General features: G+C 61.2%; 17 protein-coding genes and 3 pseudogenes. 11 read left to right on the forward strand and 9 right to left on the reverse strand.

What is annotated here, in order from left to right; genetic code table 11:
• Positions 1-261 precede the first annotated feature (261 nt).
• The 3 genes from M1D34_RS30450 to M1D34_RS30460 form a co-directional block, all read right to left on the reverse strand.
• A complete protein-coding gene (locus M1D34_RS30450; RefSeq protein ID WP_498785001.1) occupies positions 262-3639 on the reverse strand; it encodes an AAA family ATPase in 3378 nt (1125 codons plus the stop codon).
• 747 nt (positions 3640-4386) lie between these two features.
• Entirely contained in the window at positions 4387-5466 is a 1080-nt protein-coding gene (locus M1D34_RS30455; RefSeq protein ID WP_498785003.1) for an FAD-binding oxidoreductase, read from the reverse strand.
• Positions 5456-6709, reverse strand: coding sequence for an aromatic ring-hydroxylating oxygenase subunit alpha (locus tag M1D34_RS30460; RefSeq protein ID WP_498785005.1), 1254 nt, complete (start codon positions 6707-6709; stop codon positions 5456-5458). Before M1D34_RS30460 ends, M1D34_RS30455 begins: the two co-directional genes overlap by 11 nt.
• Before the next feature lie 148 nt (positions 6710-6857).
• On the opposite strand from M1D34_RS30460, the gene M1D34_RS30465 reads away from it, so the two are divergent.
• Positions 6858-7799, forward strand: coding sequence for a LysR substrate-binding domain-containing protein (locus M1D34_RS30465; RefSeq protein WP_498785007.1), 942 nt, complete (start codon positions 6858-6860; stop codon positions 7797-7799).
• A 219-nt stretch (positions 7800-8018) separates the two neighbouring features.
• On the opposite strand, the gene M1D34_RS30470 is transcribed toward M1D34_RS30465, so the two are convergent.
• Positions 8019-8270 (reverse strand): hypothetical protein, encoded by a 252-nt coding sequence (locus tag M1D34_RS30470; RefSeq protein WP_498785009.1) that lies wholly within the window; start codon positions 8268-8270, stop codon positions 8019-8021.
• 39 nt (positions 8271-8309) lie between these two features.
• Here M1D34_RS30470 and M1D34_RS30475 point away from each other — a divergent pair.
• A pseudogene (locus M1D34_RS30475) lies at positions 8310-8450 on the forward strand (tyrosine-type recombinase/integrase); the annotation flags it as partial.
• A gap of 342 nt (positions 8451-8792) precedes the next feature.
• On the opposite strand, the gene M1D34_RS30480 reads toward M1D34_RS30475, so the two are convergent.
• The 4 genes from M1D34_RS30480 to M1D34_RS30495 all read right to left on the reverse strand — a co-directional run bounded on the left by M1D34_RS30480 (position 8793) and on the right by M1D34_RS30495 (position 13964).
• Positions 8793-11282, reverse strand: coding sequence for a spermidine synthase family protein (locus M1D34_RS30480; RefSeq protein WP_498785011.1), 2490 nt, complete (start codon positions 11280-11282; stop codon positions 8793-8795).
• Positions 11279-12031 (reverse strand): protein-L-isoaspartate(D-aspartate) O-methyltransferase, encoded by a 753-nt coding sequence (locus M1D34_RS30485; protein WP_498785013.1) that lies wholly within the window; start codon positions 12029-12031, stop codon positions 11279-11281. Before M1D34_RS30485 ends, M1D34_RS30480 begins: the two co-directional genes overlap by 4 nt.
• A gap of 651 nt (positions 12032-12682) precedes the next feature.
• Complete coding sequence (locus tag M1D34_RS30490) at positions 12683-12982, reverse strand: DUF982 domain-containing protein (RefSeq protein ID WP_498785015.1); 300 nt, start codon at positions 12980-12982, stop codon at positions 12683-12685.
• Positions 12983-13247: 265 nt separating this feature from the next.
• Positions 13248-13964, reverse strand: a complete 717-nt coding sequence (locus tag M1D34_RS30495) for a Crp/Fnr family transcriptional regulator (RefSeq protein WP_498785017.1) — start codon at positions 13962-13964, stop codon at positions 13248-13250.
• Positions 13965-14264: 300 nt separating this feature from the next.
• On the opposite strand from M1D34_RS30495, the gene M1D34_RS30500 reads away from it, so the two are divergent.
• The 4 genes and pseudogenes from M1D34_RS30500 to M1D34_RS30515 all read left to right on the forward strand — a co-directional run.
• Positions 14265-14471 (forward strand): hypothetical protein, encoded by a 207-nt coding sequence (locus tag M1D34_RS30500; protein ID WP_041414189.1) that lies wholly within the window; start codon positions 14265-14267, stop codon positions 14469-14471.
• 62 nt (positions 14472-14533) lie between these two features.
• A pseudogene (locus M1D34_RS30505) lies at positions 14534-15347 on the forward strand (alpha/beta hydrolase).
• A 372-nt stretch (positions 15348-15719) separates the two neighbouring features.
• Complete coding sequence (locus M1D34_RS30510) at positions 15720-16475, forward strand: HAD-IA family hydrolase (protein ID WP_498785019.1); 756 nt, start codon at positions 15720-15722, stop codon at positions 16473-16475.
• 85 nt (positions 16476-16560) lie between these two features.
• Positions 16561-16989: pseudogene (locus M1D34_RS30515) on the forward strand (alanine--glyoxylate aminotransferase family protein); the annotation flags it as partial.
• Positions 16990-17358: 369 nt separating this feature from the next.
• Here the strand turns inward: M1D34_RS30515 and M1D34_RS30520 are convergent.
• Positions 17359-17580, reverse strand: a complete 222-nt coding sequence (locus M1D34_RS30520; RefSeq protein WP_498785021.1) for a helix-turn-helix domain-containing protein — start codon at positions 17578-17580, stop codon at positions 17359-17361.
• 133 nt (positions 17581-17713) lie between these two features.
• Between M1D34_RS30520 and M1D34_RS30525 the strand changes: the two genes are divergently transcribed.
• The 5 genes from M1D34_RS30525 to M1D34_RS30545 all read left to right on the forward strand — a co-directional run bounded on the left by M1D34_RS30525 (position 17714) and on the right by M1D34_RS30545 (position 23561).
• Positions 17714-18268, forward strand: a complete 555-nt coding sequence (locus tag M1D34_RS30525; protein ID WP_498785023.1) for a hypothetical protein — start codon at positions 17714-17716, stop codon at positions 18266-18268.
• Positions 18269-18416: 148 nt separating this feature from the next.
• Positions 18417-20018: an ABC transporter substrate-binding protein gene (locus M1D34_RS30530; protein ID WP_498785025.1), complete on the forward strand. Its 1602-nt coding sequence runs from the start codon at positions 18417-18419 to the stop codon at positions 20016-20018.
• Between the two features lie 6 nt (positions 20019-20024).
• Positions 20025-21008, forward strand: coding sequence for an ABC transporter permease (locus M1D34_RS30535; protein WP_498785027.1), 984 nt, complete (start codon positions 20025-20027; stop codon positions 21006-21008).
• Between the two features lie 7 nt (positions 21009-21015).
• A complete protein-coding gene (locus M1D34_RS30540) occupies positions 21016-21891 on the forward strand; it encodes an ABC transporter permease (RefSeq protein ID WP_498785029.1) in 876 nt (291 codons plus the stop codon).
• The gene (locus tag M1D34_RS30545; RefSeq protein ID WP_498785031.1) at positions 21888-23561 is read left to right on the forward strand and encodes a dipeptide ABC transporter ATP-binding protein; all 1674 of its coding nucleotides are present in this window, start codon (positions 21888-21890) and stop codon (positions 23559-23561) included. The genes M1D34_RS30540 and M1D34_RS30545 overlap by 4 nt, the downstream gene beginning before the upstream one ends.
• Positions 23562-23603 lie beyond the last annotated feature (42 nt).

The raw sequence follows: 23603 nt of genomic DNA on the forward strand, positions 1-23603 counted from the left end.
CCTTCCTGCCGATGGCGCCCTATCTCGCCAAGCACGATGTTTTGGCCATAGAGTTCTGTGCGCGGAGGACAAGGCATTGCACTAGCGCTGGAGGCGCTGTAGCCGCCTCACAATGCTATTTTTGAGGTTGAAAAAGATCGACCCCTTTTCGGCCCTTCCGATCGAAATGACAAACGGCAGCTACGATGCCTGATGCAGTCTTGAGGTAGCGGTACCGACTGATCCAGATGAATATCGGCACCACACACCTGCGGCACCCCGTCAGCGTAGCTCATCGAGGAGCGCCTTGGCCCTGGCAAGGTCCTCTGTGTCGAAACCCTCGGTAAACCGGCGGTAGACCGGCGCGAGCAGATCGCGGGCCTCGGGGCGCTTATCTTGGTCGCGCCACAGGCGGGCGAGCGAGGTGCCGGCCCGAAGCTCGAGCGAAGCGGCTGCTTGGTTGCGGGCGATTTCCAGGGCGTTGAGATACTCGATCTCGGCGCGATCCTCATTCTGTTGGGGAGAGAGCCGCAGGAGTAGCTCGCCCCTCAGTCTATGGAGCTCTGATTCGTAGAGACGTTCGTCGGTCTCTCTCATTGTCGCCAACGCTTGATCGAGCGCTTCGATCGCTTGCTCGGACCGGCCCGCCTTGACAAGCGCTTGGGCAAACAATGCATGGTAACATGGCAACAGCCATGTCGAATCTGTCTCGCGCCACCCGGCAAGCCCCGAACGAAGCTCGGCCAGACCCCGTTCTACGTCTCCTTCTTCGGCCAGCACCCATCCCCAAATCACCCGGGCCATGGCCAGCCAGAATGGGTTGCGCTCCTCCTCACAGAAGACGACTGCGGCCTGAGCCGCCTTGTGGGTTCCGGCAAGGTCGCCACAGAAGTGATGCACATAGGGCGCCACACTCAAGGCGTACGCTGTGGTCGTGGCGTGGGCGAGATCGCGCGAGAGATCGATAGCTTCCTGACTATGTTTCAGCGCCACATCAGGATAGCCCAGAAGCCATTCAATCCAGGCCAGGAAGGACAGCCCCACGGCCCGCGGATCCTGCCCATAGCGATACGCCAGCGAGCGGTGCGCCTCCGGATCATAGAGCGCAGCAACCTGCTCCATCTGCTCTCGGGCCGCCGCGAGCTGTCCAAGGTTGAGAAGCGTCAGCCCCAGCGTGCGATGCGCCACAACGATGCCATCAAGAGCCCCATGCTGTTCGGCGAGGTGCAGAAACTCTTGTGCGACGCGCCGCGCCTTCCGCTGATGCGCCTTCACCATGTGATACACCCATTCGCCGTACATCGCAGGAAAGAGCTGCGTCCTATCGCCCAGAGCGCCGCAAAGCTCTCGCGCTCTCGTATAGGCCCGGGCTGTTTCCGGAGCCGCGTAGCCTTTGGCCGCTGTCAGCGGGACCGCCACGCTGATTTGAAGCATAAGTTCTCGTTTGGCCCGTTCTGGTGAATCGGGCTGTGCTGCCAAGAGCTCCAGCCCCGCGGTTAAATGACTGATCGCTTCCACGTTGGCCGAGCGTTCCGTTGCCCGACGTCCAGCCAATAGCCAATAGGTAATGGCCTCGTCGGTCAGTCCTGCCTTCGTGAAGTGAGCAGCAAGGACCTCAGGTTCTGCCTCGGCCTGCGCCGGGAAGTGCTCCCCGAGAACCTGGGCGACACGCGCATGGAGCTGTTGTTTCCTGCTCCGGAGCAGGGTGGCATACGCGGCGTCTTGAACCAGCGCGTGCTTGAAGGCGTAGGTCGCGTGGGGCGGGATACCACGCCGGAAGACCAGTTCCGACTTCAGCAATTGATCGAGAGAGTTCTCAAGCTCGGGCTCCGGCAGAGGCGACACGGCAGCGAGCAGCTGATGTGAAAATTCGCGGCCGATGACTGCACCAACCTGCGCAACTTCCTTTACAGGCGCAAGCCGCTCAAGCCGGGCCATCAGCGAATCCTGCAGAGTGCTCGGAATTGCGAAGGGCGGCAGCGGACCGCGTAGGATAAAGCCGCCGTCCCGCGCGACGAGGAGATCCGATTCTAGGATTGTCTTCGTGAGCTCTTCGATGAACAGCGGCACGCCGTCAGTCTTGATAGCGATCTGGTCGAGCACCTCCACCGGCAGGGACTTGCCCCCGGCAACGCTCTCCACCATCGTATCGACTTGTTTGCGCGTGAGGCGGTTGAGCGAGTGAAACGTCACGTGCGGGTAGTGGGTCCAGGGCGGAGCGAATTCTGGCCGGAACGTAACTACCATCAGAACCCGGAGCTTCTGCACACGGTCGACGATCTGGTCCAGGAGCTCGAGTGAACTTGGATCGATCCAGTGCGCGTCCTCGAAAATGAAGAGGACCGGCCGATGCGCGGCCAGGCCGTCGACTTGATCTACCAGAACTTCCAATAGGCGCTCCTTCTGCCGCGGTGTGCTCAAATCAACCGGCGGATAGCGCGTCCCGGTTGGCACCGAAAGCAAAGCAGCAAACAGCGGCACGACCTCCGCGAGATTGGTGGCGGATTGGGCGAGCACGGTTTCGAGCTTGTCGAGCGTGGAGTCAGCCGCGTCTTGGGGTCCGATCCCAGCGGCCCGTTCGAGCTGGTCGATAATGGGATAGAGCGTGCTGTTGCGGTGGTGGGGCGAACACTGGTATCGCAGGCGCGTGTGCGGCACTTCGGCGAGGTGTTCTCGCAGCGTTTGGGTGATCCGCGACTTGCCCATCCCGGGGTCCGCCGAAATCAGCACCACCTGACCCTCACCTTCGCTGGCGTAACTCCACCGGTCCATCAGCAGGGAGATTTCCTGTTCGCGCCCGACAAAGGCCGTCAGCTCAGCTTCGTGCGCCGCTTCAAAGCGGGTTTCGGCCCTGGTCGTCCCGATCACCTGCCAGGCCCGTATGGGCTCAGAAAAGCCCTGCAACTCGTGGCTGCCGAGATCGGCATACTCGAAGAAACCGCTAGCGAGTTGATGAGTTGTCGGACCAATCACGACAGCGTTCGGCTGCGCTAGCGTCTGAAGGCGGGCGGCAAGATTTGGCGTATCCCCTACGACGCTCTCCTCTTGCGCAGCGCCCTCGCCGATCAGCTCGCCGACGACGACTAGACCTGTCGAAATTCCTACCCGCGCGCCGATAGGCTCATCGGAAGGGGTCCTCAGACCGGCGACCGAGTCGATGAGTGCAAGCCCTGCCCGGATCGCTCGCTCGACGTCGTCTTCATGCGCCTGTGGAAAGCCGAAATAGGCCAATACACCGTCGCCCATGTACTTCGCGACGTGTCCTCCCCAACTCCGTATGACGTCCGTGGAGCGGCTGTGATAGGCGCGAATGATCGCCCCCATGTCCTCGGGGTCCAGGCGCGCAGCGAGCGCCGTCGAGCCGACCAGATCACAAAACAAGACCGTTAATTGGCGGCGCTCGGCTTCGCCTTTGGGTGAGCGCGCTGGCTGTTGTTCTTCGATGTCGGTTCGCTCTGGCGCTGCGCCGACTGGCTGCGCCTTACCCAGAGTAGCTATCGCGTCGAGCAGTAGCCGCCGATGGCCAACAAGCGTTACGCCCAGCTCTTTCAGGTCTTCAGCGGTGAGGTGCGGCAAGCTGCGGGCATCAATCTCATTCTCGCGGAACGAACGTTCGTACCGTTCAAGACCCAACTCCCGAAGCCAGGCACCGACGTTCATGTATCTTTGCCTCTGTCTCTCCGGCGTGCAAGGCTCTGTATTCTACCGCAGATTCTCGATGAAGGCGCGAGAGAATCCCGTCTGCGGCCAAAAACGTCCCAACGTCCGTAACATGGCGCATTTTGCCCGTTTGGACGGATTATGGGGACGTCGGTTGTCCACCCATCCACGACGCTGATGAAGGCGAATTCTCGGCCCATTGCAGCCATCCGAACCTGCTCGCGACACGGCGCAAATCTGCGCAAAGCTGCCATTACACCTCACTGCCGATAATGGTGCGGCTGGTATTGGCAGCGTCTGCCTCGTCTCGTCTCTCAATCGCTTGGTTACACGATGAACCAGCAGGAGCTGACCTTGACACATCCTCTCGCAAGCATCGCGAAACAGTGCTTCAGGGAACCGGAAAGATACCAGAAAGCGGATTCAACCGGCTGGTGCCGGAACTGGACGTCTCGGATATCAGGGCGAGCCATAAGTTCTGGTGCAACTGTCTTGGGATTTGCGTTGTCTACGACCGTCCGCGGCGGGCTTTGCCTATTGCGAGCGGGAGGGTGCGCAGGTGACGCTTTGTCACGTGAATGGTGAATGGGTCACCGGTCCTCTGGGGCGGCCGTTCGGGCGGGGATTAAATTCGAGATAACGGTCACGGATATCGAACCGTTGCTGGCTAGCGGCAAACATTGGCAAAGATGATCGCTCTTACCTCAACCTCGAGTCCCATACGGCAAATACCGGATGCGCAGCGGCCTACCGCTCTACGACTAGGTCGCTCAGCGGCTTCGAGCAGCAGGGCAGGAAGAACCCGGCGTCGATCTCTCGTTGTCTGATGCCGCCGCCATGCTTCATGTCGACGGTCCCACTCACGAGTTTCGACTTGCAGGTGCCACAGATTCCATTCGCGCAGGATGACGGAATCCGTACGCCCGCCTTCTTGCCGCAGGACAGGACGGTCTGGTCAGCCCTGACGTCCACCGACTTGGCCTGCTTGGAGAAGCGGACATTGAACGTCGCGGCAACGCCGGCCTCGGTCACGGGCGTCGGTGGCTCCTCTATCGCCGCGGCGTCGAAGCTCTCCTCGTGATAGTTCTCCGGCGGCACCCCGAGTTCGGAGCACAGTCTGCGCGCCGTCATCATGAACGGCGCGGGACCGCAGCACATGACGAGCCGCTCGGCGATGTCTGGCATTGCCAATGTGAGGAATTCCATCGATATCCTCCCGGTAAGGCCAGGCCACGACCGCTCCGTACCGACCTCTTCGGGCAACAGGTGAAGGCGAAACCCTTTAAGCCGGTTTGCGATGTTCGCCAGATCGTCTCGGAAGATAAAGTCCCTCGGGCTTCTTCCCGCATGCAGGAAGACGACATCGACCGGCTGGGCCGAGTCGAGCATTTCCCGCGCCATCGACATGACCGGCGTGATACCCGAACCTCCGGAGAGGAACAGGTACTTGTCCGACTGCGGCCGGACGAACTTGCCGAGTGGACCCGACGCCTTCACTTTCATTCCGGGCTTCAGGTTGTCGTGAAGCCAGTTCGACACCTTGCCGCCCGCTACGCGCTTGACCGTGACCGTGATCGCGTTGTTCCGTAGCGGAGAGGACGAGATGCTGTAGCAGCGCGCCTCCGTGTCGCCTTCGATTCCGAGCTCTAACAGCATGTATTGCCCCGCGCCGAGGGCGAACTTCTTTCCCTCCGGAGAGACGAAGGTGATGCTCTTGACGTCGTGCGTTTCGTAGTGGACATCGACGCAGAGGAGCGTGTCGTCGGTATCCCTGTTCCAGAATTCCCCCGCGCTCGCCGAAGCCCGCTGCAGCAGATCAATAGCCATGTGCGCGCATCCGCTCGACATACCATGTGGCGAAGTCGTCAACGTGAACTTCGGTGAAACGGGAATAGCGGCCGGGCTCGTAGCCTGGGTCATGAATCCCGGCGTGTGACCGACCGACGAGCTCGGAGTCCTGCTCGGTGGTAGCGATCCAGACCTTGGTCAGCTTGTCGAAGTCATAGTCGACGCCGTCCACCGCGTCCTTGTGGACAAGCCATTTGGTGCGTACGAGCGTCCGGTCGGGCGACAGCGGAATGAGGGTCGACACCACGGCGTGGTCGCCCATGAAGTGGCTCCAGGCGTTGTGGCCCCAGAGGTGCATGTCGCCGAGGTCCTTGCGGGTCATGGTGCCGAGCAGCTTCGACGAGGCTGCGGTCGCGTCCTCCGTCTGGGATTCGCCCGCTCCCGCGATGATCAGCCGTTGCGTTCTGAAATTGGATTCGACATTCCGCGTATGGTTCACGGCGGCCGACGGGTAGCCCTCGTCCTCCCAGCTCTTGGTACGCTCCGCGTACATGTCGAAGTGCCGCTCCGCCTCATCGCGGTCCTCGGGACTGAGCGCGTCCGGGTCGTAGCCGAAATCCACTTCGACGAACGACACACAGAGTTCGGGGTGGTTGGCCGAGCAATGGTAGCACTCGCGATTGTTCTCGATCGTGAGTTTCCAGTTGCCCTCCTCGATGACGTCGACCTGGTGAGCGACCTTTGCGTCACGAATGCCGTATGGCGCTAGGCGCTCTTCCATGACTGTCTGGAGTTCTGCGATGTCGGCCGGAGGGTTGTCCGAAAGACAGACGAAGATGAGGCCGCCTATGGCCTTGAAGTTGACCGCCTTTAGATTGTTGCAGCTCTTTTCGAAGTCTTTGCCCATATGGGGCGCGTAGGTCAGTTCGCCCGAGAGCTCGTAAGTCCACTGATGGTAGGGGCATACAAGCTTGGAGATCACAGTGCTGCCGCCGTCGAGAAGACGCGACCCGCGGTGCCGGCAGACATTGCGCACGACGCGAATTTGGTTGTCGTCGTCTCTCAGCAGGACCAGGCTGACCTTGCCGATGTCGATGACGATCGCGTCGCCCGGTTCCGGAACATCGCACTCCAGACCGACTTGAATCCAATGCTTGCCAAACATCACATCGAGGTCGGCTTGGAAGACGTCATCGCGCGTGTAAAGCCCTGCTGGGAGAGAATGGCCTTCGACGCGTGCGTCGAGCAGAGCGGTGATGGTGGACTGAAGCTTATTAAGCATGTCGTCTCCTCATGCGATTTCCCCCAGAATCGCAGGAAATCGCGGGAGCTCAACCGCAATAATTTACTGCATTGACATAACCGCTGGTAATGGGACTATTCGCGTAACGTCAGAAGCGGCGTCTCTGCCGGAAGGACATGGCTTCAGAATGAGCGTACGGAAGAAACTGCCCCCATTGGGCGCTCTGACGGCTTTCGAGGCCGCGTCGCGCCTCTCGAGCTTCACGAAAGCCGCCGAAGAACTCGGTATCACCCAGGCGGCGGTCAGCCGGCAGATTCATCTGCTAGAGGAAAAGTTCGGTTTCCCGCTTTTCATCAGGCTGCACCGGAAAGTCGCGCTGACAGAAAAGGGCAAGACGCTATCGGCGGCGGCGAGCGAGGCGTTCGATCTCCTCACCACCGTCGTGAACGACATCACCCGAGCGGGCTCACGTGACGAGCTGATCATTTCCGCCACGGTCGCGTTCTCGCACTTCTGGTTGATGCCCCGGATATTCGAGTTCTCGGGGCAGCATCCCGAGATTGAACTTCGAATCATGACGCAGGACAGCATGCCGCGTCTGGACGGGGCCAACTTGGACGTCGCCATAAGGTTCGGTAACGGCATGTGGCCGGATAGCCGGGCGAAGAGGCTTTTCGGCGACGAGATTTTTCCCGTCTGCAGTCCCGAGTATGCCCGGGCCGCAGGGTCGATGACCTCGCCCGCCGACCTGCTGGCCCACTCACTGATATCATACGACACGACCGATCCTATGTGGACCGGTTGGAACGAGTGGCTTTCCGCCTGTTCCGTCGTTGTGCCGAGGAAGACTTTGGGATTGCGCTGCAGTTTCTACACCGAAGCGATTTACGCGGCACTGAATGGGCAGGGGATTGCTCTCGGATGGAAGCATCTCGTGCAGGACCTCATGAACCAGAACCGCCTGGTCCGGCTTACGGACGCTTCAATCGAAGCGGCGGGCGCGTACTATGTCGTGACGCCAACGCGACGAAAGCCCAAGGTCGGCGCCGGCATCTTCGTCGATTGGATTACGGAGTGTTCCAAGCAAGACCCTTTGACGGCACCGCGCCCAGGGTTGACGCTCGGATAGGCTGCGATATCCACATTCTAAATCGCTGGCGTTTATCCCGGTGGATGGCCCCTTGGGGCGCAAGTGCCGACACTAGATGGTGCTTGCACGAACTTCCGCTCTCCACCCATCCGCGACGCTGATGAAGGCGAGTTCTCGACCCGAAGCGGTAGTACCTCGACGGCGCCAGCGCTGTCTGGTGTTGGATGCGAGAGCGGCCGCACGAAGGATCCTCCCCATTCACCCGGATTTCAGCCTGCGCCCGAGCGGAAGATTGCCGGATCGTTGCTCCGGGATAGGCGCTGGAACAGGATCGGGCAGCCGCTCCAGCCTCAGCGAATTCACCACCACGAGGATGCTCGAGCCGGCCATGACCGCCGCCGCAAGGATTGGCTGCAGAAGTCCGATTGCCGCGAACGTCAGCGCAACGAGATTGTAGCCGAACGCCCACATAAGGTTGGTTAAGATGGTCTTGCGGACCGCGCGGGCCACGTCAACGATCCAGGGCAGCATCCACAATCAGTCTGCAGGGCGGACCACATTTACAGAAAGGCCGGCAACCTGCGCGCCGTCCAGCTTTTGCGCGGCCACAAAAAACTGGAGAGCACTGTACAATACCTCGGGATCGAGGTGGACGACGCCCTGGCCATTTTTGAGCAAGTCGAATTGTAGTGCTCATGGCGGCGCTTCTCATCGAAGCGCCCCCCTCGCTGGTCCCGCTGACGGTCAAGGCCTGACCCTTTTTTGCCGTGGATCGAACCGGAAAGATCGACCCTTCTCCGACCTCCCTTCTCCGCAATCACACGGCAAGTCTTGATGCATTTTCGGTCATTCGCGCGGTGATATGACGTTTCAAACACTGACGCCGAACCGGAGGTCATGACCCTCTCGGGTCTTCCCCGACAGATATTTGGAGGGGAAGTTCTGATTCCCAACGCAGACATTTGCCAATGACCCGCACGACACCCCTCTGGCGAGCCGTCGCAGGGCGCACTCGCTAGCCGCGTAGGGCTTTCAGCCGGTTGGTTTAACTCGCGAACGGTTGCGATCGGGATCAGAGCCGTGCTCATCGTATCGATCCGGCAGCCCTGCGAGTAAGGCCGGGGCGAGAAGATAAAGGATGGTGGCGATCGTCACGACGCCTGTAAACCCGATATGCATCGCAAGCAGTGTGGCGAGGATCGCGCTCAACACGGACGCACAGCCATTGATCCCCCACGCCCAGGGAATAAACTCGTCCGAGCGTGCACCGACGTGGCCGAGGCCGAGGGGGAACGGCATGCCCATAAAGACGGCGAGCGGCGCTATGAGGAAGAGCGTGATCGCGATCTTCGCGGCATCCGGGAGTGCCAGCAGCCGTTCGAATATCAAGGGCAGCGCGACGAGGTAGCTGGCAGCCAGGAACGCGATCACCACGACGGCGAGCGCAATGCCGCGCACCGGTGATCCGCGTCCGACCGCCGCCATCCACCGTGCGGCTACGGCGCTACCGAGACCGGCAAAGGCAAGGAAACCCGCGAGCACGACAGCGACAGCGTAGAGCGGATGGCCGAGGAACAGCACGAAGCGCTGGACGAAGGCAATCTCGATAAAGAGGAAGGCCAGGCCCAAGGCAAGGAAATAGAGCCCGAAGCGCAGCCGATGTACGGCTCTCCCCCGTGCGCGCCGGCCAAGCCAGAGCGGTAGCAGGATCAGGACGGCGCTGAGGGTCGCGGCCTGGACGAGCGTCGTCACCAGGATCAGGTAGCCCCAGTCGAGCATCGCTGCCCCACCCTGGGTGCGCAGCGTCAGGAGTTCGGGCAGGGCGCGCCAGCGGAAGAAGTCGAAGAAATAGGGCCGATTGTCAGTGGCCGGTGTAATATCGAACTTGTAGCGCTCGGTGAATTCGGCGCGCTCAGGGCCGAGGAGAGCGAGGGCTCCCTGGTAGAGATATTCCTGGTCGAGCTGGTTGTAGCGGTTCACGTCGCTCGCGGAGATGCCCGGCGCCCAGGAGATGTCAAAGAAATTCTCGGCCGCGAAGCCGCGGATGGCTGCGACGTCTTCGCCGGTGAACGGCGCCTTGGCGACGAGCAGGGTTGCAGTATTCCAGCTCCGGATCAGCACCAGGTGCCGGCCTGGCTGGGCCACGCCATCCGCTTCAAGCGCAACGGTAGCAGTGGCGAATAGCTTGAGGATGTCGCGCGGCGGCACCCGCAGCCATCGCGTGATCGCGACGACTCCATCTGGTCTCAGCACCGCTAGGTAATCCCGCATTGCCTCCACGGTGTAGGTATAGTTCTCATGCAGGCTCTGCACGCCGGCCGCGGCCGCGCTGAAGGAGTCAAGGAGCGGCATCTGGATCAGGTCATAACGCTCGCCAGTCGTCGCAGCGAAGGCGCGCGCCTCGGCTAGATGCAGATGCACGTTCGGTCGGCTCAAGATGCCGCCCACGATGTCCGCGAAGCGATTCCGAGCCAAGTCGATCATCTGCGGGTTGACCTCTACAGCATCCACGGTATCGGCTCCGGCGCGCAGCGCCAGCAGCACCTGCTCACCGCCGCCGGCGCCTAGGACTAGCACCCGCGGCCGCTCAAGGATGCGGTACGGGAGCGCCGTCGTTGTCCGGCCGAGATAGGCGACCGTCGCCGGGTCGCCGCCATAGGCGGTGATCGCCGTAAGACTGTCGCCATCGGTGAAGACGGCGAGTTGCGCGGGCGGCTCTTGGGTGTTGGCGAGGCTGAGACCCGGCGCGTACCGCAAAGGGACGGCCGGGCTCTCGACGACCGTCAGCAGTCCGAGCGGGCTCGATCGCTCCTCGACCACCCGCGCGTTCGGCACTTCGAGAGCCATGCGGAGGCCCTTGTACTGCGACATGTGGAGGCCAGGGGCCAGCCAGGACGGTGGTAGCCACACCGTGATGACCGCAGCTGCAAGCCCGAGGCTGCCCGCGGCGAACCACCGATGGCGAGCCATGCCCGTCGCGGCGAGGGCAGCCGCCGCGAATCCCAGCGCCGCGATGAAGCGCAGCGCCTCGGAGGGAAAGACCAGGAACAGGAGGCCGACGGTGCCCAGCGCACCGATCCCTGCGCCGACGAGGTCAAAGGCATAGACGCGTCCGATCTGGTCAGGATAGCGGCTGAAGGCAAGGGCGATGCTGGTTGCACCGAAAAAGAACGGCAGGATCAGGAGAGCGTAGATGGCCGCAAGCCAACCGAGCTGGCGCGGATTCCAGACGATCTCAAGCGCGTTGAACGGTACACGTTCGGCACAGGCGAAGCTGGCAACCGCAGTAATGCCGAACAGCGCTGCCGACGCTGCGAAGGCAACGGGGTACCGTTCCACCAGCGGGCGGCGGGCCAAGGCAACGAATGTGCCGCTCGCGCCAAAGCCCAAGAGCGCGATGCTTATCATCATATAGGCAAAATGATGCCACTGAATAATCGAAAAGAGCCTTATCAGCAGCACTTCGTGGGCAAGGATTGCCGCCGATATGAGGCCAACCGGCAGCAGGCGCCCCGCTCTCATCGGGCCCCACCTCCACGCAGCGGCACAAAGCTTACCGGCAGCAGCTGCCGGGTCGTGATGCTTCCGTCCCGCCGCTTGTCGACCAGCATGAGAAACTGGGTCGCGAAGGGACCTCCCACGGGCACGACCATCCGGCCCCCCTTGGCGAGCTGCTCAACCAGCGGCGGCGGGATGTGGCTGGCAGCGGCAGTCACTACGATGCCGTCGAAAGGCGCGTGCGCAGGCCACCCATAGTAACCGTCGTCTACCTTCACCTCGACATTGTTGAATCGGAGCTCCGCGAGGCGGGCGGCCGCCCTTTCGCCCAGTTCCGGTATGATCTCAATCGAGTATACCTTCGCTGCGAGCGGCGACAAGACGGCTGCCTGATAGCCCGAGCCAGTACCGATCTCGAGGACAGAGTCGCCAGGCCCGATGTTGATCAGGTCGGTCATCAGCGCGACGATGAAGGGCTGCGAGATGGTCTGACCGTATCCGATCGGCAGTGGCCGATCTCGATAGGCCGCGCCGCGCTGCTCCTCGGGCACGAAAAAGTGGCGCGGCACCTTCCCCATCGTCGTCAGCACGGCCGGATCGATGCCCTGCCCCTCGACCGCCGACGGCGCTGAGCGGGCGTGCCCTTTGACCGTTTCGATCATCGCCGCACGCTCGGCGAAGCGATCCTGAGCGGGCGCGGATGTCGGAATCACGGCGGCTGCGCTCGCGAGAACCACGGCCAGAAACGCTTGGCACTGGGCTAGTCGACGCATGAACTCTCTCCCGGCTATAACGCCGAGTATAGTGGCGGCAGCGGCAATTTTGAACAAATCTCGCTCGGGTCTCTGCCGCGCTCCAGCTTAAGACTCCAGAACAATGCGATGGCGCGGCCGGAAAGTGGCCGCGCCTCCATAACCGCTCACTCACAATGATTTGCAGAACATTCACCCACTGAAGTCAAGAAAGTTACTGTACTGGAGAGCATTGAGGAGGGAGTTGAGACTGGAGCAGGAGCGCGATGTTGAAAGCTCACCGAAAGGTCCGCAACGAGTCGCAAAGGCGAAGTTCCTCAGCGGTGCATCAAAGTCAGAAAACCAATTGCCGTCGTTCGGCGGGTCAGGCGCGTTGACAGGTCTTGGCCGCAAGAGCGGACGCTGGCGCGAGAGCACAAATGGACCCGCGAGGACGTGACGGCCGTGTCGCCATGGGCGCGCCGCGGCGCCTTATCTGAAGGCGTCTTGAGGGACCCGGTTGCCGTCGCTTGGCCGCCCGGTGGGATAATCAACCTCCCGCCCCGACGCGCGATGGAGGCTGATTTCACCACAGGTGAAATTCTGACTATGAGTATACAAATGAGCGAGAAGTCGTCTGCGTCGCTTCAAAGAGGCTTGAGGGTGCGGTCTGGAATTCACGCTAGTTTCCTGTCAGTACCGCCGACGCGCAGACGTGCGCTTAAGTAGAGCCGGAGTGTGACTGCCACGGGTCTCCGCAAATGGCATCGATGCCTCTATACAGGCATCCATAAATGATAGCCTTGCCACCTCGGCTGTTTGAAGCCTCAACAACGCCGCACGGCAATCTGCGACTGCTTGGTAGTAACGTCTTCCATGGTTCGGCCACTCGTGTTCGAGGAAGTCGAGGGCGTCATACGGGCCACAGAACCGTCGCTCTATGCCGTTTTGAAGTCTTACCGAAAGGGCTATGCGCCAGGGGATCTCCTTCATTGAGACCTCCCTTCTATGAACCTGCCATCCAACCCGGAGGCGCACGTCTCGTTCCACCGCCCGAGCCGTTGGTCCGCTTTCGTACGCAGGACGAGCGAAGATGGCGCAATTTCGATTCGTGCGCTACTTTACAGAACCGCACACATAATGGCTTGCACATTGATGGCCTGCCCCTCGGCAAATGCTCCGAGGGGCTTTTTTTGAGCTTTGACGGTGAGCGCGACGACATCTACTGGCGAGCGACTTGGCGACCTTCTTTCCGGAATCAAAAAAGCCCTGTCATAAGCCGCTGGTATTCCGCCTCCGGCTTGCCATAGGCGTCGCGGGCGAACTCTTCGAGGGCTTGCCTGTTCCGGATAATAATGTTGCCCCTGTTCGAGCGAATGAAACCGTTGCCTTCAAGGACGTGGAGCGACGTTGTGACACTTGGACGGCGAACCGCAAGCATCAGCGAAATGAACTCGTGCGTCAGAGTAATTTCGTCGCCTGATACACGGTCGTGACACATCAGAAGCCATCTGGCCAATCTTTCGTCCACCCCGTGCAACGCGTTCGAAATCGCAGTGTAGGTAAGCTGAATCGAGAAGGCCTCGATGCATCGGATCATGACTTTGGCGAAGTTCCGATTATGATCCATCCACTTCCGGAATGCGGTGAACTCCATCCGGTAAGCATCTCCCTCGATCTGCATGATGACGTCGTGGACGCTGAGCTCAACACCCATCGCGGCAGAGGTCGGAATGTAACCTTCACGCCCGAAGATGCCCGCCTCTGCTCTGTTGCCTTCCGGCGTGGAGGCGACCAGCGAGCCTATGCCGGATGTGAGATAGTAGACATGCTCGATGGGATGGCCAGCCCTTGCCAGCAACGCCCCTCGCGCCACATTGAAAGGGGCGAGATCGGGCGCGATCTGGCGATAGTCGGCCTCTGGGAGCAGGGTCAGCAGTAGATTGTTGAGCGAAGCTTGGGAAGGAACTACCATAGCCGCTCCCTAGGCTGCGGAGCCGGCCACCGCAGCGCCTCGCCGACCGCTCCGCTATAACCGAAACGCATAGAACATTAGCATGCCGGCTGCGCGTCGCCAATCTGCGCCCCTAGTAATTGGAATAGCAGAGCCACCGTTGGCTAATTTTGTTTTTCCCATCAGACTGATCTCCTCGTTCGTACGGTTCCGGACCCTTGATCCGCTAGGCGCTCTAATGACTCGCCATGTTGGTGAAGTGGCGTAGACTTTGCGCCAGCATCGACCCTGCGGCGTTGCCGGGGCAAAGAGGAAAAGCTGATGAAATCCGAGCGAGTTTGGAGCTTCGACCCAATCGGGCCTGACGAGCTCAAGATGATCGAGAGAATTTTCCGAAGCGAACTGCAATTGCGCGCTCTGCCGTTGAAGTCGGAGGAAGCTCAAGTCCTTGCCGCGAAGCTGATCGATGCCTACCAGTCCGGGATCCGCGACACCACAGGGTTAGCCGCCGCAGCGAAGCGGTGTTGAGGGGCCTGCATGCCGATCACTCTAGCGCTGAGGCACTCAGTTAGGCGTCGTTGGATGGCGTCGTGAGCACTGCAAAACTCCTGCTGATGTTCTTGACTGTGGCGATTATCGCCTATGCGTCCCTCGTCGGCGGGACGTACCTCTCCCAGAGAGAGCCCTGCTCTACTCGGTGCACGACAAGCGCCTGTGCACGCAAGCTGGGGCGACAGTGTCTATGTTAGGACGCCCGATGGAGAGACGCTTTTCGGACTCTACAGCCGGGACAAACCCCGCAAGCCGGGCCGTGCTATTCTTTCTTGGCAACGCTGACCGGGTCGGCAACTATAGCTTTCTCGCCCAAGCGCTGGTCTCACGGGGGATCGGCCTGCTCGCAATTTCTTATCGCGACTATCCCGGGTCGACGGGAACACCGAGCGAGGTCGGGCTACTCACCGATGAAGTTGCCGCATTCGACTGGCTTGCTGCAGAATCTGAAAGCCAGATCTTTCTTCTAGGCCAATCGTTGAGAAGCGGCGTCGCGGTCGATATTGCGCGGCGAAGACCGGCTATGGCCGTCATTCTCGTATCTGGCTACCTGTCGGTGCTGTCGCTCGCTCAGACGATCTATCCCTGCTTCCCGGTTGCACTCCTATAAAGGATCTGTTCCGCTCCGATCTGAGAATAGCGAAGGTCAGGCAGCCGAAGCTGGTTATCCACGGGCGACGTGACCCTGTCATTCCGCTTTCCTCGGGCGAGGCGCTATATGAAATCGCACCCCAGCCCAAGCAAATGCTGATCTACGACCTCTCCGGTCATAATGATCTTTGGGACTTACCGTTGGTCGACGACATTATCGGGTTCGTGGAGCGCTTTAACGACGCCCAGAACCGTATCTGACGAGGCGGATCGCAGCGATCCCGCATCTTCGCCAGAGCACGAGCGCATAAGACGCCGCGACCTTTTCCGGTCGGCGCAAGTGCCGACGTAGATGGTGCTTGAATTGTAATAGTGCAAAGAGCGGCGCTTCTCATTGAAGCTCCGCTGAAGGCCGAAGCCGACCCTTTGCTGTCTTCCGCAACAGACGCTGGGAACGGCACGATTGGGGCCCATTCAGACGGCGCAATAACTCGCGTCATTGTCTGCGAACGGCTCATTGCGGTGTTTCTGGCGAGACAGCGTGTCACAGTGAGCCGACCGAATTCCCGTTAGACGCGGGGGGGACTTCGCTTAATCTGGGCTTGGGCACCGTTTTTAAGGAGGACAGGTCGAATGCTACTCAAGGCGCTGATTTTCGATGTGGACGGGACGCTCGCCGAAACCGAGGAGCTTCACCGTATCTGCTTCAACGACGCGTTTGCGAATGCCGGGCACGACTGGGAGTGGCCTCGTGAGCTCTACTACCAGCTCCTGAAGGTCACAGGCGGCAAGGAACGCATCCGTCACTATTTCGACTGCATGGGCCTCGACGTCGGGACAGACTCTACAGCGCGGGTCGCCGAGCTGCATGCCGAAAAGAACAGGCTTTATGCGCTCAGAACGGCTTCGGGCGTAGCGCTCCGACCGGGCGTGAGGCGTCTCATCGTCGAGGCACGGGCACGCGGACTGGCGATGGCGGTCGCCACGACAACCAGCCGAGGCAATCTCGACGCCCTGATTGCGGCGGCGTTCGGGACCGGGGCGGGTTGGTTCTCGGCCATCGTGACCGGCGAGGACGTCAGCCGGAAGAAGCCGGACCCCGCAGCCTATCTTCAGGTGCTCGATCGTCTTAACCTGGCGCCCAGCGAATGCGTTGCCTTTGAGGACTCGCGCAATGGGCTGCTGGCGGCAAAAGCGGCCGGCCTGCCGGTAATTGTGACTCCGAGCCTCTACACCCAGGATGAGGAGTTGGGGGAGGGCGATTGCGTCGTTTCTGACTTGGGGGAGCTCGGTCGACCGCTGCGGCACATCAGTGGCTGGAAGCCGGCGGGGGATGTGATCGACGTCGCCACCCTGGAGGCATTGCTGAAACATCGCACCTGCAAATGACAGCGGTAACTTTTTCTTAGCGCAAGGCTAAATAAAGTAAACTTTACTTATCGTCACGCGTGCCGTCATCTTTGCTCCGTGCAGCATCGATCTCGGTCTGATGCTCGGCTACTGGGACGGGGAAGGTGCCCGCTCCTATCACCACACCGCGCCGGTTAATGCGCTATACGGGCTGCACGAGAGCCTTCACCGTCTGCTTGGGGAAGGATTGGAGATCGCATGGGCGCGCCACCGCGCCGCCCATGCACGGCTGGCCGAACGATTGCAAGGGCTCGACGTCGCCTTCGTTGTCGACGAGGAGCACCGACTGCCGCAGCTGCATACCGTGTGGATCCCGGAAGGTGTGGAGGACGCCCCCGCACGCAGACGCCCGCTCGATGAATTCGGGATCGAGATCGGTGGAGGACTCGGGCCGCTCGCCGGGCGCATCTGGCGAATCGGCCTGATGGGCGAAACTTGCCGGATGGAGAATGTGGACCGTCTGGCCGACGCGATCGCGGCAATTCTAGCGTAGGGACGAGTCGGTCACGCCAGCGCCAACGCTCATTTGACCTCGGGAGGATTCGGCGGGGCGCGGGCGACGGCCGTGGCGTGCGTGAGCTGCCAGAGTTGGATGTCAGCTGTTCTAGCCCCGGCAACGCCCACATAGTGGTGCTTACGCGACCTGCCGCTCACCACCCATAAAAGAAGTTGTGCCGGGTACCAAACCGCAGGCCTTCACCAGTTGAAGCAACAGTCCTTTTCCTGCTCCCGCAAATCGAGAGTCCCAGTGCCTGAGCCTATTCACGTAATTGTCCACGGCAAAACATGTGCCCGGCCGCTACCGACGTGCTCGGCCTGCGAAGAGCCGTGACCATTCGGGCCATGACAGCCCAACCTGCCACTACTTCTTGAAACGAACACCCACGCCGCCACCATTTTCAGGGATGAACTCTATCCCGGCATCTTCCAGCACGCGCTGGACGCGTTCTAAGGTGGACGCCCGGAGCTGGTCTCCACGCTCAAGTCGGGTGATCGTTTGAGTCGAGACGTTAGCTGCTTTTGCAAGTTCAAGGACTCCCCAACCCAGCGCAACGCGGGCCAACTTACACTGAATTCCGTTCATATCACCATGCCATGGTGATTTTGGTTGCGCATGTTAAGGTTGCCCTGTATATGAGTACACGTTAGCGGCTGTACCTGGTGTTGCGAGCACCGGGCACAGCCTGACCACAACCAAGCTGTCAGGAGCTCGGATCATGGCTGATTCCGACAATAGCAGAACTTTGTCTACGGTCACCCGGGGAGATTTTCATTCCTTGGTGGCGGCGTCTTTACCCACAAATCAAGAGCTTACTCGGGTGAAACAGCTGTCCCGGGGTGCGTGCGCCGAAGATCCGACGCTCGCCCTCTGGCATCAATGGTGTGCCGCCTGGCAATATTTAGGCGAATCGAGCTTGCGCCAGCAGCGGCTCGAACGATCACTCTTTCCGGATGCTTTGCCACCGCTTGAGCAAGCCGCACGTTCGCGAACCTACGACGAGGCTCTCGAAGCCGAAGATCGCGCAGCCATCGCGGAGGAGCGGGCCGCGGAAACCTTGTGGGAGACACCGGCGGTGTCGATCGCAGGCGCTGCCGCCAAACTCCACGCCGCCATCACCAAATGGCAACCCTCCCCCACGAGCCAAGAAGAGCCTTGGCCGCAAATCCGCTCCGTTATCGCTGACCTCCTAAAGATCGATATCGCCTCAGTTGCGAGCGGACGGAATTGCCTATCGACGCCCGAAATCCGATCTGAGGTTCAAAGCGGCTGAACGGGCGACGGTAGAGCACGCGGGATTTCGGGCTCGCCCTCACGCGCAACCGCGCCTTTGCACGCATCTCGCCTTGGAAACCCCGCGTCGGAGACCACTCCAGCGCGGTGTTGTGACTCCACCAAGAACTCAAAAAAAGGAACTTCGTATGAAACTGGGAAAACCATTTCGCGCACGGCTGCTTTCCGCATTTCTGATGTCAATCTCCCTCTGGAGTGCTCCGTCAACGCTGGCGCAGACGCAGGAAGGAGAAGAGCTTCGGATCGCCACGTCCTACAAGCTGATGACGCTCGATCCGCAATATGCCAATCTCAACGAGAATACCTCGCTGCTCTCCCATATCTACGAGCGGCTCGTCTATCAGGACGAGAATCTCGAGTTGAAGCCGGGCCTTGCCACCTCCTGGCGGCTACTGTCGGACACGCAATGGGAGTTCAAGCTCCGCGACAACGTCCGCTTTCATGACGGGTCAAAGTTTACGGCGGACGACGTCGTCTACACGATCGAGCGCATCCGGGACTTCCTCAAACCGCCAAGCGGCGGCTTTCGCTCGTATGTGAGCGGCATCAAGTCGGCCTCGGCGCCCGATCCCCTCACCGTCCTCATCGAGACAAACGGCGCGGTCCCCAACCTGCCACTCTTCTTCTCCTCCATCTTTGTGATGAAGCGGCCCTCTGACGGGTTCGAGACGACAGAGGACCTCAACTCCGGTCGCTCGCCCTTCGGCACCGGACCCTACCGGTTCGAGAGCTGGAGTTCCGGCGAGAGCCTGAGGCTTACCCGGAACGACGACTACTGGGGCGAGAAACCTGCCTGGCGGAAGGTGACGTTCCGGGTAATCGAGAACCCGGCCGCGCGCGTGGCCGCACTCAGCACCGCGGAAGTGGATGTGGCGGACGCCATTCCGGCGCGGGACGTCGCCTCGTTGAAAGAGCGCGGCGCCAGGCTTGCAAGCGTTGGTGCGGCACGCGTCAACTTCGTGCAATTCGACGTTTCGCGAGAGACACTTCCGGGAGTGACGGGCAAGTCGGGCGAACCGATCGCCAATCCTTTCAAGAACCCGCTGGTTCGCCGTGCGCTTGCGATGGCGACGGACCGGGGCATTCTCGTCGACAAGATCCTCGCGGGCTATGGTACGGCTGCGGCTCAGGTCTTTCCGAACGGCCTCCCGGGCACCTCGGCAAATTTGGTGCCCGGGGCGCCCAATTATGAGGAGGCAAAGGCACTTCTTTCGAAGGCCGGCCTCCCAGACGGCTTCAACCTCGTTCTTGCCGGACCGGCCGGCCGCTATCCCGGTGACGCCGAGAGCCTTCAAGCCATCGCGCAAAGCTGGGCCCGCATCGGGGTCAACGCCCAGCCATCGGCAGCTCCGTTCTCTGTCTTCAATACCAAGCGGGCCGCAGGTGATTATGGCGTCTGGTACGGCGGCACTTCCGGCGAGGCGGTCGACGTCATCCTCCATACCTTGCTGGCATCCCCAGACGCTGAACGCGGAACCGGAGCGTTGAACTTCGGGAAGTATCAGAACGTTGCCTTCGACGCGATACTGGCAGAGGCGGAGAGCATTGAGGTGGGGCCGGAGCGAAACCAGGCGCTGGCTGAAGCAACCGAGCTGGTAATGGCCGACCAGCCGATCATACCGCTTTACCATTTCCATCACATCGTCGGCTTCGGCCCGCGCATCGGCTCCTATGTGATGCATCCCCGCGGCTGGACGACCGCGATGCAGACGCTTGCGGCAATGGAGTAAGCGATCATGGTCATGATTTCAGTCGCATTGGGAAGGCTATCGCAAGCCTTCCTGCTCCTCATCGCCATGTCGCTGATCGCTTTCATCGGTATCCACAGCGTCGGCAATCCGGTCTTCAACGTCGTCAACATCGAAACGGCCACGCCTGAGGACATCCAGCGGGCAACAATCGCGCTCGGCCTCGATCAGCCGATCTGGCAACAATACCTCGTCTTTATCGGCAATGTCGTCAGCGGCAACTTTGGCACGTCCTATATCTATCATCAGCCGGCATTCGAGCTGGTGATGAGCAAGCTGCCGGCGACGCTGGAACTCGCCTCAGTCGCGATGCTGATCGCGGCGCCGGTCGGGACCGGACTCGGCCTCCTTGCCGGCCGGCGGAACGGTACTCTGTTCGATCGGACCATCCTGAAGGCGAGCGTGTCGGCACTCAGCATCCCTTCCTTCTGGCTGGCGATGATGCTCATCCTCGTCGGTGCCATTCTGACAGGCTGGTTCCCGTCCGGGGGGAGAGGATCGACTGAGAGCTTCCTAGGTGTGGACTGGAGTTTCCTCACCGCAAACGGACTGTGGCACCTCGTGCTGCCGGCCTTGGCGTTGGCGATACCGAATATCGCGCTGATTGCGCGACTGTCGCGGTCCGGAACGATCGAAGTCGAGAACCTGGACTACACGCGGTTTTGCCGCGCCAAAGGGCTTTCCCCTCGAAGGATTCTGTTCCGCCACACCCTTCCGAACATCAGCGTGCCGATCGTGACGATCATCGGCCTGCAGTTCGGCGGCATGCTCGCCTTTGCCGTGGTGGTGGAATCGATCTTCTCGTGGCCGGGGATCGGCAAGCTTCTGATCGACTCGATCCAGCTCCTCGACCGACCGGTGGTGATGGCGACATTGACCTTCATCGCAATCGCGTTCGTGGCGCTGAACGCCCTCGTCGACCTCTTCTATGCCGTGCTCGATCCGCGCGTGCGCCTGTCTTCACAAAGGTGACCCCGTCATGAAAGCCCAAATTTTGAGGGCGCTTCAAAAGCGTCCGCATGGACCGGTCCTCACCGCGTCCAAGGTCCTGCTTGCGAGCTACATCCTGGTTGCCATCGCGGCACCCGTGATCGCACCGCAAAACCCCTACGATCCGCTGCAGATCTACGGATGGGAGGCGTCCTCGCCGCCGGGCACGCCCGGCAGCGGCGGCTATCTCTACCTTCTCGGGACAGACGGGCTCGGCCGCGACATCGTCAGCACCATCCTCTATGGCCTGCGCATCAGCTTGGTGGTGTCGATCGTGAGTAGCGCGATCGCCGCGCTGATCGGGCTGACAGCCGGTGTCAGTGCCGCCTATTTCGGCAAGTGGGTGGATGCCGCGATCATGCGGCTGGTCGACCTGCAGCTCAGCCTGCCCACGATCCTGATTGCGCTCATCGCCATCGTCACGCTTGGGCCGGGCATAGACCGGATCATCCTGGCGTTGATCATTGCGCAATGGGCGACCTACGCGCGGATTGTACGCGGCGTGGCCTTGAGCGAGGCAAACAAGCCCTACATGGATGCGGCCCGATTGATGCGGCTGCCGACGTCCCGGATCATCTTTCGCCACCTGCTTCCAAACAGCATCGCGCCTGCCATCACCTTGATCCCGATCGAGGTCGGCCATGCCGTCGCACTCGAGGCGACCCTCTCCTTCCTCGGCTTGGGCGTGCCGATCGACCGGCCCTCGCTCGGCTCCGCGGTCGCAAACGGGTTCCAGTACCTGCTGACCGGCCAATACTGGATCAGCCTGTTCCCGGGCCTCGCCCTCTTCGGCCTGATCGCAAGCATCAATCTCGTCGGCGAAGACGTTCGACGCAGCCTCGATCCAAGGAACCATTCGCTATGACAATGGAACACGTGACGACACCCCTGCTGCGGGTACACAACCTTGGCCTTCGCCATGTTTCGGGAGACGCTCCGACGACGATCCTGTCGGACGTGAGTTTTGAACTCGGACGCGGCGAGATCCTCGGCATCATTGGCGAGTCGGGAGCCGGAAAGTCGACACTCGGCAATGCCGTGCTCGGCCTGCTTTCGCCCGAGTTCCAGCGGACGTCCGGAACGATCGAGTTCGATGGCAAGGCGATCGAGGCCATGACGACTGGCGAGCGCGAGGCGCTTCGAGGAAAGCGGATATCGGCGATCTTCCAGGACCACACCGCCTCGCTCGATCCGCTGATGAGCGTCGGCGCCCAGGTAGAGGAAACCTGCCTTGCAGTCGATGGCTCACTTTCGAGGCGCGCGGCCCGCGCCCGCGCGATCGATCTGCTTGCCCGCGTCGGAATTCCGGAACCGGAGCGGCGGTATCGCAACTACCCGCACCAGTTCTCCGGCGGGCAAAGGCAGCGCGTCGTTATCGCCATTGCTCTTGCCGGCTCACCCGACATCATCATCGCGGACGAGCCGACATCGGCGCTCGACGCGACGGTCCAGAAGCAGGTTCTCGAACTGCTGAGAACCCTCGTCGATGAAACGGGCGTCTCGATGATCCTCGTCACCCACGACATGGGCGTGATTTCCGAGATCACCGACCGGGTGCTCGTCATGCGAAAAGGCCAGGTGGTTGAGGCGGATCGCACAGCCTCCATTCTCGATCAGCCTGGCCACGACTACACGAAGAAGCTGCTTGCCGCTGTCCCCAGGCTTCGTATCCCGAGCGGCACGGCTGATGCGCATTGGGGTGGAGGTCAGGAGGACTCTCCCGCCACAGCTGGTGGTGGGAGCCTGCTTCTCGTCGCGGAAGGCGTTTCGAAACAGTTTGGCCCGCAGGGTTTTGCGTGGAGCGTTGGCCGCAGCGAGCCAAAGTCCGGCTTGCGTGACGTCGGCATTCGGCTGCCGCGCGGCTCAATCATCGGGATCGTCGGCGAGAGCGGAAGCGGCAAGACGACTTTCGGCCGCATCATCGCCGGCCTCGATACGGCGTTTGCCGGCAGGATCCGGATCGGTGCCAGCGAATTCGACGTTTCGAAAAGCGGTCGCCGCAACGGCCTCCTCGGCCGCGTGCAAATGATCTTCCAGGATCCTTCCGTCTCGCTGAACCCCCGGATGAGCATCGCGGACACGCTCGACGAAAGCATCCGCTTCGGCGCGAGACTCGGCTCCGGCGATAAGCCTACGGACGCGGCAGCGATGATGGATCGGCTGGGGCTTGCTCGGAGTCTACTCGACCGCTACCCGCACCAACTCTCCGGCGGCCAGAAGCAGCGTGTCTGCATCGCCAGGGCCCTGCTCGCGCATCCCGAGATCATCGTCGCGGACGAACCGACATCGGCGCTCGACGTCTCGGTGCAGGCCGAGATCGTCCAACTCCTGAAGGACACCATCGCCGAGCGAGAGATGACGATGATCTTCATCTCCCACGACCTCGCCATCGTCCAGGAGATGTGCAGCTCGGTCTACATTTTCAGGGACGGCCGGGTCGAGGATTTCGGGCCCGCCGAGTTCATCTTCTCGCGATCCGACAATCCCTACACGCGCACGCTCATCGACGCCCGACCGCAGCGGTTCACATGCTGAGCTGTGGGATACGCCTCACCGACCGGATCCAAACCAGCACAG

The organism is Ensifer sp. D2-11, assembly GCF_054161295.1.

Coding starts and splice junctions, on each gene's coding strand:
- M1D34_RS30450 (WP_498785001.1), bottom strand. CDS start 3,639: ATGAACGTCGGTGCCTGGCTTCGGGAGTTGGGTCTTGAACGGTACGAA.
- M1D34_RS30455 (WP_498785003.1), bottom strand. CDS start 5,466: ATGGCTATTGATCTGCTGCAGCGGGCTTCGGCGAGCGCGGGGGAATTC.
- M1D34_RS30460 (WP_498785005.1), bottom strand. CDS start 6,709: ATGCTTAATAAGCTTCAGTCCACCATCACCGCTCTGCTCGACGCACGC.
- M1D34_RS30465 (WP_498785007.1), top strand. CDS start 6,858: ATGAGCGTACGGAAGAAACTGCCCCCATTGGGCGCTCTGACGGCTTTC.
- M1D34_RS30480 (WP_498785011.1), bottom strand. CDS start 11,282: ATGAGAGCGGGGCGCCTGCTGCCGGTTGGCCTCATATCGGCGGCAATC.
- M1D34_RS30485 (WP_498785013.1), bottom strand. CDS start 12,031: ATGCGTCGACTAGCCCAGTGCCAAGCGTTTCTGGCCGTGGTTCTCGCG.
- M1D34_RS30490 (WP_498785015.1), bottom strand. CDS start 12,982: ATGAAGGAGATCCCCTGGCGCATAGCCCTTTCGGTAAGACTTCAAAAC.
- M1D34_RS30495 (WP_498785017.1), bottom strand. CDS start 13,964: ATGGTAGTTCCTTCCCAAGCTTCGCTCAACAATCTACTGCTGACCCTG.
- M1D34_RS30500 (WP_041414189.1), top strand. CDS start 14,265: ATGAAATCCGAGCGAGTTTGGAGCTTCGACCCAATCGGGCCTGACGAG.
- M1D34_RS30510 (WP_498785019.1), top strand. CDS start 15,720: ATGCTACTCAAGGCGCTGATTTTCGATGTGGACGGGACGCTCGCCGAA.
- M1D34_RS30520 (WP_498785021.1), bottom strand. CDS start 17,580: ATGAACGGAATTCAGTGTAAGTTGGCCCGCGTTGCGCTGGGTTGGGGA.
- M1D34_RS30525 (WP_498785023.1), top strand. CDS start 17,714: ATGGCTGATTCCGACAATAGCAGAACTTTGTCTACGGTCACCCGGGGA.
- M1D34_RS30530 (WP_498785025.1), top strand. CDS start 18,417: ATGAAACTGGGAAAACCATTTCGCGCACGGCTGCTTTCCGCATTTCTG.
- M1D34_RS30535 (WP_498785027.1), top strand. CDS start 20,025: ATGGTCATGATTTCAGTCGCATTGGGAAGGCTATCGCAAGCCTTCCTG.
- M1D34_RS30540 (WP_498785029.1), top strand. CDS start 21,016: ATGAAAGCCCAAATTTTGAGGGCGCTTCAAAAGCGTCCGCATGGACCG.
- M1D34_RS30545 (WP_498785031.1), top strand. CDS start 21,888: ATGACAATGGAACACGTGACGACACCCCTGCTGCGGGTACACAACCTT.